The following is an 8420-nucleotide window of genomic DNA, read 5'->3' on the forward strand; positions in this document are numbered from 1 at the left end:
TTCTTATTTTTATTAGGTTTTTGAATATTATTTATAGATTTTTACTTAACACAATACACATTATATGTTAGTTTACCTTAGATTGTTACGAGAAAGTTTTGGATTTGCTATGAGTGCCTTGCGCAACAATAAATTAAGAACCTTACTTTCGTTATTGGGAGTTACGATCGGAATTTTTTCAATTATTGCAATTCTAGCTGCGGTAGATTCTTTAGACAAAAAAATAAAGAAAGATTTAAGTAGTTTAGATAAAAATACGATTTATTTGATGCGCTTTTCTTTTGGTCCTTCTGAAATCCCACAATGGAAACGAGAGCAATTTCCTGATGTGAAATACGATGAGTACGAATATTTGAAAGGCTCTATGAATGATGTTGATGAAATGGCATTTCAATTTTTTGTAAATCGAGAAAGTTTAAAATACGAATCAGAGTCTGTAAGTGATGTGAATATTGTTCCTGTTTCTCATGAGTTTATTGACATTCAGGGTCTCGAATTTGATAAAGGTAGGTTTTACAATGAATCCGAATCTAATTCTGGTGCTCCCGTAATTGTTTTAGGATATGATATTGCCCAAAGCCTTTTTGGCGAAAGCGAACCTATTGGTAAAAACTTACGCTTGTACGGACAACGTTTTAGTGTTATTGGTACTTTAAAAAAGCAAGGTGAAGGAATGTTTGGCGATAGTAATGACACATCTGTTTTTATTCCAGTTAATTTTTTAAGACGAATGTATGGGGATAACAATAGCGCTATGACACCTGTTATCCTTGTTAAGCCTGAAAAAGGAGTTGATATGGAAGCGTTTAAGGCTGAGTTAACTCAGAAATTACGAAACATTAGAGGGATGAAAGTAGATGAAATAGATAACTTTTTTGTCAATGTGCTTTCGGGATTTACAGATTTATTAGACGGAATCATTGGTGCAATGCGTGGTGGTGGAATATTGATTAGTGTTTTTTCGTTTTTAGTGGGTGGTTTTGGTGTAGCCAATATTATGTTTGTCTCTGTAAAAGAGCGTACTAATTTAATTGGGATTCAAAAATCATTAGGGGCCAAAAACAGATTTATACTGTTCCAATTTTTATTTGAAGCTATTATTCTATGCGTAATAGGAGGAACTATCGGTTTGATAATTGTTTGGTTGCTTTCTATATTGCTTACTAATGTTTTAGAGTTTGAGTTTGTTTTAAGTTTTTGGAACATCTTAATAGGTTCTGGATTGTCCATTATTGTTGGGGTAATTTCGGGAATTCTACCAGCTATTTCTGCTTCAAAATTAGATCCTGTTGAGGCTATTAGAACAGGAATGTAACTTTTTTGCATGCGATTAATGGGATAGTAATGTTTTTTACAAATATTGTTTTTAATTCTTGTTTGCTCAATTGGGCGACTAACTTTTTTAAAATGCCCCATTTTTAAGGTGTAGTAGTGAATAATTTATTTTCAATAAAATTATTGTGGAAAGTTTATGCACATTGGGTTTAAAACCCATTACAATTCTTTAATCAAAATGCTATCCTAATTATGATAATTATTTAAAGTTTAATTTTATAATGAATGAAAGTAAGTTTTACTTGTGTATTATTGCTGTTTTCGCTGATTGGATTTTCACAAATGCAAAAAGACACTACAAAACTATCGGATGTGGTTGCATTTTTAAAATTGCCAGCTAAAAAGGGATCGATTTCGTATCAGTTCACAATATTAACTTCAAAAGATATTGAATTTCAAAATTTTCAAAATACAGCCGATGTCTTATCTAATTCAGGATCCTTATTTGTTCAAAAATCACAACAAGGAGGCGGAAGTCCTTCAATAAGGGGGTTTGAAGCAAGTAGAGTCTTGTTACTTGTTGATGGTGTTAGAATGAATAATTTAATTTTTAGAGCTGGACACCTTCAAAATGTGATAACCGTTGATGAAAGTTTGCTGGATAATGTAGGTGTTTTTTACGGACCAGCTTCAACATTATTTGGGAGTGATGCTCTAGGTGGAGCAGTTGCTATGACAACAAAAAAAGTTAAATTTTCAAATGAAGTAGAATATAAGTTTACGGGTAGTACAAATACTCGGTACAGTTCTGTAAATAATGAAAAATCGGTTGCTTTTAATTTGAACTATGCTACGGGGAATTTCGCCTCATTTTCTAGCGTATCTTTCAATGATTTTGGTGACTTAAAAATGGGTGAAAAGAAAAATCGTAATTCAGATTATTTTGGGGAAAGACTATTTTATGTTGCTACAATCAATGGGATTGATCAAATATTAGCTAATGATGATAAATATGTTCAAAAAAACACTGGTTATAAGCAGTATAATTTTATGCAAAAATTTGGTTTTAAAACAAATTCAGGCTTCGAGCACAATGTCAATTTACAGTATTCTACATCATCAGTTATTCCGAGGTATGATCGGTTAACAGAAACAAGTGTTTCAACGGGTTTAACACATGCGCAATGGTATTATGGCCCACAAGAACGATTACTTACTATCTATACCTTAAAGAAAGTCAAGGCTTTTTTTGAAACTGATGTACAGGTTAATATTGCTTTTCAAAATGCAAAAGAGAGCAGGCACAATAGAAGATTTGGGGTATATAGCTTGCAAAATAGAGTTGAAAATGTAAATATGTTTTCTGTAGCTGTTGATCTAACAAAGAAGTTCGAATTTGGTGAACTGCTTTATGGGTTTGAATCGTATTATGAAACATTGAACTCTTCTGCTTTTGCAAACGACATTAGAACTGGTGCTATAAGTCTAATAAGTACACGCTATCCTAACGGTGAAAACCAAATGATACGTAATGATATGTACGTGTCTTATAATAGTAAATACAATTACAATACCTTTGTTAATGCTGGTGTGCGCATTGGATTTACTAGTTTAAATAGTAAATTGGCAGATAATTCTTTTTTTTCTTTGCCATTTAACCAAATAGCACAAGACAATTTAATCTATAGCGGTTCGATTGGGATTGTTAAAAATACATCAAAAACAGTATCGTTAAAAGCGAATGTGTCCTCAGGTTTTAGAGTTCCAAATATAGATGATCTTGCCAAGATTTTTGAATCAGTTCAGGGAACATTGATTGTTCCTAACTCTAATTTGAAGCCTGAAAAAACAGTTACGGCTGATTTGGGATTTGTTATACAATCATTATCAAAAAAGGTAAAATTTCAAAACACCTATTTTTATACTAGATTGTTTGATGCTATTGTGACAAGTCCATTTTTATTTAACGGTAGTAATAAGCTGGTTTATGACGGAACACTTAGTGAGGTTTTTGCAAATCAAAATAGAGGGAAAGCTTTTGTTACGGGTTTATCAACATCTTTATATGTTAAGCTATTGCCTAGTTTGAATTTAGATGCTACCTTTAATTACAGTCTAGGTAGAATTGTTGACAAACAAATCCAAGCTCCCTTAGATCATATTGCTCCTTATTTTGGCAAAATAGGTTTTACTTATTCTAAATCAGTACTTAATTTAGAAGTTTATTTATTGTTTAACGGGAAGAAAAACATAAAAGATTATGCTGCAAGCGGTGAGGATAACTTACAATATGCGCCAGCAAATGGAATGCCAGCATGGCAAACTTACAATTTTAAGTCTAGTATTGCTATATTTCCGGGTGCTACATTATTTTTTGGGCTCGAAAACATTTTAGACCTACAGTATAGAACATTTTCCTCTGGAATTAATGCGCCTGGCCGAAATATTTACAGTGGCGTAAAGTATGATTTCTAAAATATAAAACTAAAAAAAAAATCCTGTTCACGTACTCGTGAACAGGATTTTTTACAATATCGAGTAGTGAAACTATCGTACAGGATTGTTTTGAATCAAATCTATATACAAGTTAATCTTATCTTTCAATTCTTTTCTTGGAGTGATAAAATCTAAGAAACCGTGCTCAAGAAGAAATTCAGCAGTTTGAAAACCTTCTGGCAAATCTTTTCCAGTGGTGTCTCTTACAACTCTAGGACCAGCAAAACCTATCAATGCGCCCGGCTCAGCAATGTTAATGTCACCTAGCATAGCGTAGGAAGCAGTAGTTCCACCCGTTGTTGGATCTGTACAAAGTGAGATATATGGTAATTTAGCTTCGGCAAGTTGTGCTAATTTTACAGATGTTTTAGCTAATTGCATTAAAGAGTAAGCAGCTTCCATCATTCTGGCTCCACCAGATTTTGAAATCATTAAAAACGGCATTTTGTTTTTGATTGCGTGATCTATTCCTCTCGCAATTTTTTCACCTACAACAGCTCCCATAGATCCGCCAATAAAAGCAAAATCCATACAGCAAATTACTAAATCTTTACCTTTAGATTTTCCAACACCTGTACGTACAGCATCTTTAAGTTTGGTTTTGTCCATGACGTCTTTCAAACGATCGGCATACTTTTTTGTATCCACAAAATGCAGAGGGTCTTTTGAAGTCATGTTTTTGTCTAACTCAACAAATTCATTATTGTCAAACAAAATTTGAAAATACTCAGCGCTACCTATTCTTACGTGAAAACCATCTTCTGGACTTACAAATAAGTTGCGAGCAAGTTCATCTGCATCAATAATTTTTCCTGTAGGAGATTTGTACCAAAGCCCTTTTGGGATATCCATTTTGTCTTCAGTAGCTGTTGTAATCCCTTTTTCTTTTCTTTTAAACCAAGCCATATTTATTGTTTTTGTTGTTTCAGGTTTAAAGTTTAAAGTTTTGAAACCTTAAACCTGAAACTTTAAACTTTTTATTATAATGTATTCACGTTGTTCAAGTCAGCAAATGCTTGCTCTAATCTTGTATTGAAAGTGATTTCGCTTTCACGCAACCATTTTCTTGGATCGTAATGTTTTTTATTTGGAGCGTCAGCGCCTTCTGGATTACCAATTTGTGTTTTTAGATAATCAATATTTTTAATCATATAATCACGAATACCCTCTGTAAATGCAAATTGCAAATCAGTGTCAATATTCATTTTGATAACACCATAGCTAATTCCCTCTCTGATTTCTTCAAGTGTAGATCCTGACCCACCGTGGAAAACAAAATCAACTGGGTTGTGACCTGTGTTGAATTTATTTTGAACAAAATCTTGAGAATTCTTTAAGATTTTTGGAGTTAATTTTACATTTCCTGGTTTGTATACTCCGTGTACATTTCCAAAAGCGGCTGCAATTGTAAAACGAGGACTTATTTTAGAAAGTTCCTCATAAGCATAAGCAACTTCTTCAGGTTGTGTGTATAATTTTGAACTATCTACATCAGAGTTGTCTACACCATCTTCTTCACCACCTGTAATACCTAGTTCAATTTCAAGAGTCATCCCCATTTTGCTCATACGCTCTAAATAGCCTTTGCAAATTTCGATGTTCTCTTCAATTGGCTCCTCAGATAAATCTATCATATGAGATGAATATAGCGGTTTTCCAGTCTTTGCAAAATGTGCTTCGGATGCGTCTAATAATCCATCAATCCAAGGCAATAATTTCTTTGCACAATGATCTGTGTGTAAAATTACCGTTGCACCATAGGCTTCTGCTAGTGTATGAATGTGCAAAGCACCAGCAATTCCACCAGCAATTGCTGCTTTTTCTCCTGCATTAGATAATCCTTTACCAGCATTAAACTGTGCTCCACCATTAGAAAACTGAATGATTACGGGAGCATTTAATTTAGTGGCTGTTTCAAGAACGCTGTTAATTGTATTTGAGCCAGTTACATTTACTGCAGGCAATGCAAATCCTTTTTCTTTAGCATAATTAAAGATTTCTTGAACCTGATCTCCTGTTGCTACTCCTGGTTTTATGTTGTGTGCCATAGTGTTAATTTTTAGTAATTTTTTTAGTTTTTAGTTCTGCAAAAATAGGAATTAAATAGTATTAGAACGGATAATTTATACCAAAATTTAAAACGGAGTTCGCAAAGTTATACTCTCTAAACCATCTTTTATTTATTTCATTGGCTGGGTTGTAAGTTTTAAAACCCAAATCAAAACGGATAACAAAAAAACTAAGGTCATATCTAAGTCCAAAACCAGTGCCTAATGCAATGTCTTTTAAATCACGGTAACTTGTAAAGGTAGATTTCTCATCCTCAACATTATCCAGTACATTCCAGATGTTTCCAGCATCTGCAAATATGGCGCCTTTTAAATCGCCAAGTACTTTAAATCGAAATTCACCACTAATGGCAATTTTCATATTGGCTTCATTAAAATCATTAATAGCTCCGCTACTGCCTGGGCCTAGTGCATACGGTTGCCACGCTCTATTATCATTTGATCCTCCTGAGAAATAACTTCGTGAAAACGGAATGTTATTTGAATTACCAAAAGGAATTGCTATTCCAAAAAAAGATCTAAAGGCAATTTTATTTTCTGTAGAGAGTGCCCAGTGTTTTATGTAATCAAATTCGGTTTTTATGTATTCTGAATATTCAAGATTAAAGATTTCATAATTACCGCCTGAATTTTTCTTTTGATTTGTAGAGCTAGCAAAAGCCGTTAATAAAGTACCTGCCGATTCTATTTTTGTTTTAAATAAATAAAAGGTATCGTCTGCTATGTCCTTTTTAGTCGTTTTAGAGAAAGTGAAACTGGTTGCTAGAATAAAGTCATTTTCGGTTAATCTTTGTCTTCTTTCTTCAATGCTTTTAATATCTTGAAAATCAGTTGGAGTAATAGGCTTTAAAAATGTACCACTATTGTTTAAGACATCATTTGTAAATCCCGAAGTACCTCTTTCTATGCTTAAATTTCTATTTGCAGGGTTATCGTAATATGTAGTATTGGTATTGTATTCTTTACTAATGTTATTTAAAGCATTATAGGATGATTTATAAACATTGAAGTAGTTTTGTGAGTTTAAATTTCGTACAAATTGTGTGTTTAGTAAATCAAATCGAGCAGTGTTGTTTTTTTGCGGTGTCCAATTGTAAGAAAGTGTACTGGTGAAGTTTTCTTTATCAAGTCCAATATTTTGTTGTTTAGCAAAACCTACGGTGACTAAAGTAGATGGGATCATGCTTTTAGGAATGATTTTTTCGGTTCTGAAAGGCATAAAAATCCTTGGGATATTTAGTTTTAGATCTAAACCATATTCAGAAACATTGAAGAAATTATTATTCGGATTAGCTAAATCTTGTGACGATCCAATGTTGCCTCGTACTGCTAGCTCTAATGTTTCGGCACCATTAAACACGTTTCGTACTGTTTCTGACACGCTAACTCCTATTCCAAAAGCTTGAATATTAGAGTGGGTTACATCTAGACTAGTCCCAAAACTATATTTTTTTCTAGGTGTCAAAAATACTTTAGCAATTAGAGAATGCGCAGTAGTATCTCTCTTATCAACCTCGTATTGAATAGAGGGGTAATTAAAAATTTTAAGATTGTTTAAATAACGTGTTGTTAATACCGTTTTGTTGTCGGCATATAAACCTCCTTTGGTGATAAATAGCGCATTAGTTAAAGCCTTTGGTTTGTACTTAAGTTTGTTTTGGCTGTAAATTGTAAAGCCATTATACGTGACACTGTCTTTGATTTGAAACGAATTTAAATTAGGACTGTAATCCGAAAATATTTTTACATCACTAATTTTATATAACTTAAAAGGTTCCGTTTTAGTGCTATCATTCATTTGGTATGTATAATTCGCAACCAATAAATTGATGTTTGCTTTATTGACTTTTTTGATGGTGTCTACATTAAATGTTATGTAATTTGGCTGAAAATAATAAGCGCCATTGTTTCTAAAATGAGTTGTAATTCTGTTTTTTTCATTCTCAAAATCCTCTGTTTTGTATGGCTTTCCGCTTTTAATGAAGCTTGCACTTTTTATAGAAGTGTATAATGAATCTAGGGCAGGAGTTAAAATGGTTGATTTTATAGTATCCAGAGTGTATTGTGAACCAGATACAATATTGTACTTAATCTTTCCTTTTTTTCTCTCCAGTGTGTCAATAACATAAGATGCATTTACATTGAAGAAACCATTATTGAAAAAATAATATTTTAATCTGAATAACGATTTATCTGCTTTTTCTTTCTCTAAAATTACGGGAGCTTCTCCTGTTGTTTTTAAAAAATCATGAATGCCATGGTACCAGAAAGATTTACCTAATCGGTCAACCTGTTTTGCAGAAAGCCATTTTGATTTACGGCTGTACTTGTTGGGATTATTGGTAAACTTAGCTTGATAAGTTGAATCAGAATTTAAATTTGCAATGGAGTATAAATTAAGTCTTAATCGGTAATCTAGTAAGTTGCTATTTGGTTTTTGATACAATTGATTGAAAATAGTTTCATCAGAAACATTTTTATCATTCACTGTTATTTCATTCTTTGTGAGCAATAATTTGCCCTCAGGAACTCTTTTTACAGCGTTACAGGCACAAATAAGTATTGCAATTAGAATAAATG

Annotated in this window: 5 protein-coding genes; 2 read left to right on the top strand and 3 right to left on the bottom strand. The window is 32.8% G+C overall.

The genetic code is table 11. From position 1 onward, the window contains the following. Window positions 1-64: 64 nt before the first annotated feature. The gene (locus FPG59_RS11390) at window positions 65-1315 is read left to right on the top strand and encodes an ABC transporter permease (protein WP_086454723.1); all 1251 of its coding nucleotides are present in this window, start codon (window positions 65-67) and stop codon (window positions 1313-1315) included. 245 nt (window positions 1316-1560) lie between these two features. Continuing rightward, on the top strand, window positions 1561-3750 hold the full coding sequence (locus FPG59_RS11395) for a TonB-dependent siderophore receptor (protein WP_086454724.1): 2190 nt from the start codon (window positions 1561-1563) through the stop codon (window positions 3748-3750). A gap of 72 nt (window positions 3751-3822) precedes the next feature. Here FPG59_RS11395 and accD read toward each other — a convergent pair whose 3' ends face one another. From accD to FPG59_RS11410, 3 genes are all read right to left on the bottom strand, one after another. Continuing rightward, window positions 3823-4677: an acetyl-CoA carboxylase, carboxyltransferase subunit beta gene (gene accD / locus FPG59_RS11400; protein WP_086454725.1), complete on the bottom strand. Its 855-nt coding sequence runs from the start codon at window positions 4675-4677 to the stop codon at window positions 3823-3825. Window positions 4678-4751: 74 nt separating this feature from the next. Beyond that, window positions 4752-5819 (bottom strand): class II fructose-bisphosphate aldolase, encoded by a 1068-nt coding sequence (gene fbaA / locus FPG59_RS11405; protein WP_086454726.1) that lies wholly within the window; start codon window positions 5817-5819, stop codon window positions 4752-4754. A gap of 61 nt (window positions 5820-5880) precedes the next feature. Continuing rightward, window positions 5881-8420: BamA/TamA family outer membrane protein (locus FPG59_RS11410; RefSeq protein WP_254906692.1), on the bottom strand; the 2540-nt coding region annotated here is incomplete at its 5' end.

This window comes from Flavobacterium sp. FPG59 (genome assembly GCF_002150205.1).
Lineage (GTDB): Bacteria > Bacteroidota > Bacteroidia > Flavobacteriales > Flavobacteriaceae > Flavobacterium.

Bases quoted from the DNA above. Each gene is read 5' to 3' on its own strand.
- fbaA (WP_086454726.1), bottom strand. From the start codon at position 5,819: ATGGCACACAACATAAAACCAGGAGTAGCAACAGGAGATCAGGTTCAA.
- accD (WP_086454725.1), bottom strand. From the start codon at position 4,677: ATGGCTTGGTTTAAAAGAAAAGAAAAAGGGATTACAACAGCTACTGAA.
- FPG59_RS11395 (WP_086454724.1), top strand. From the start codon at position 1,561: ATGAAAGTAAGTTTTACTTGTGTATTATTGCTGTTTTCGCTGATTGGA.
- FPG59_RS11390 (WP_086454723.1), top strand. From the start codon at position 65: ATGTTAGTTTACCTTAGATTGTTACGAGAAAGTTTTGGATTTGCTATG.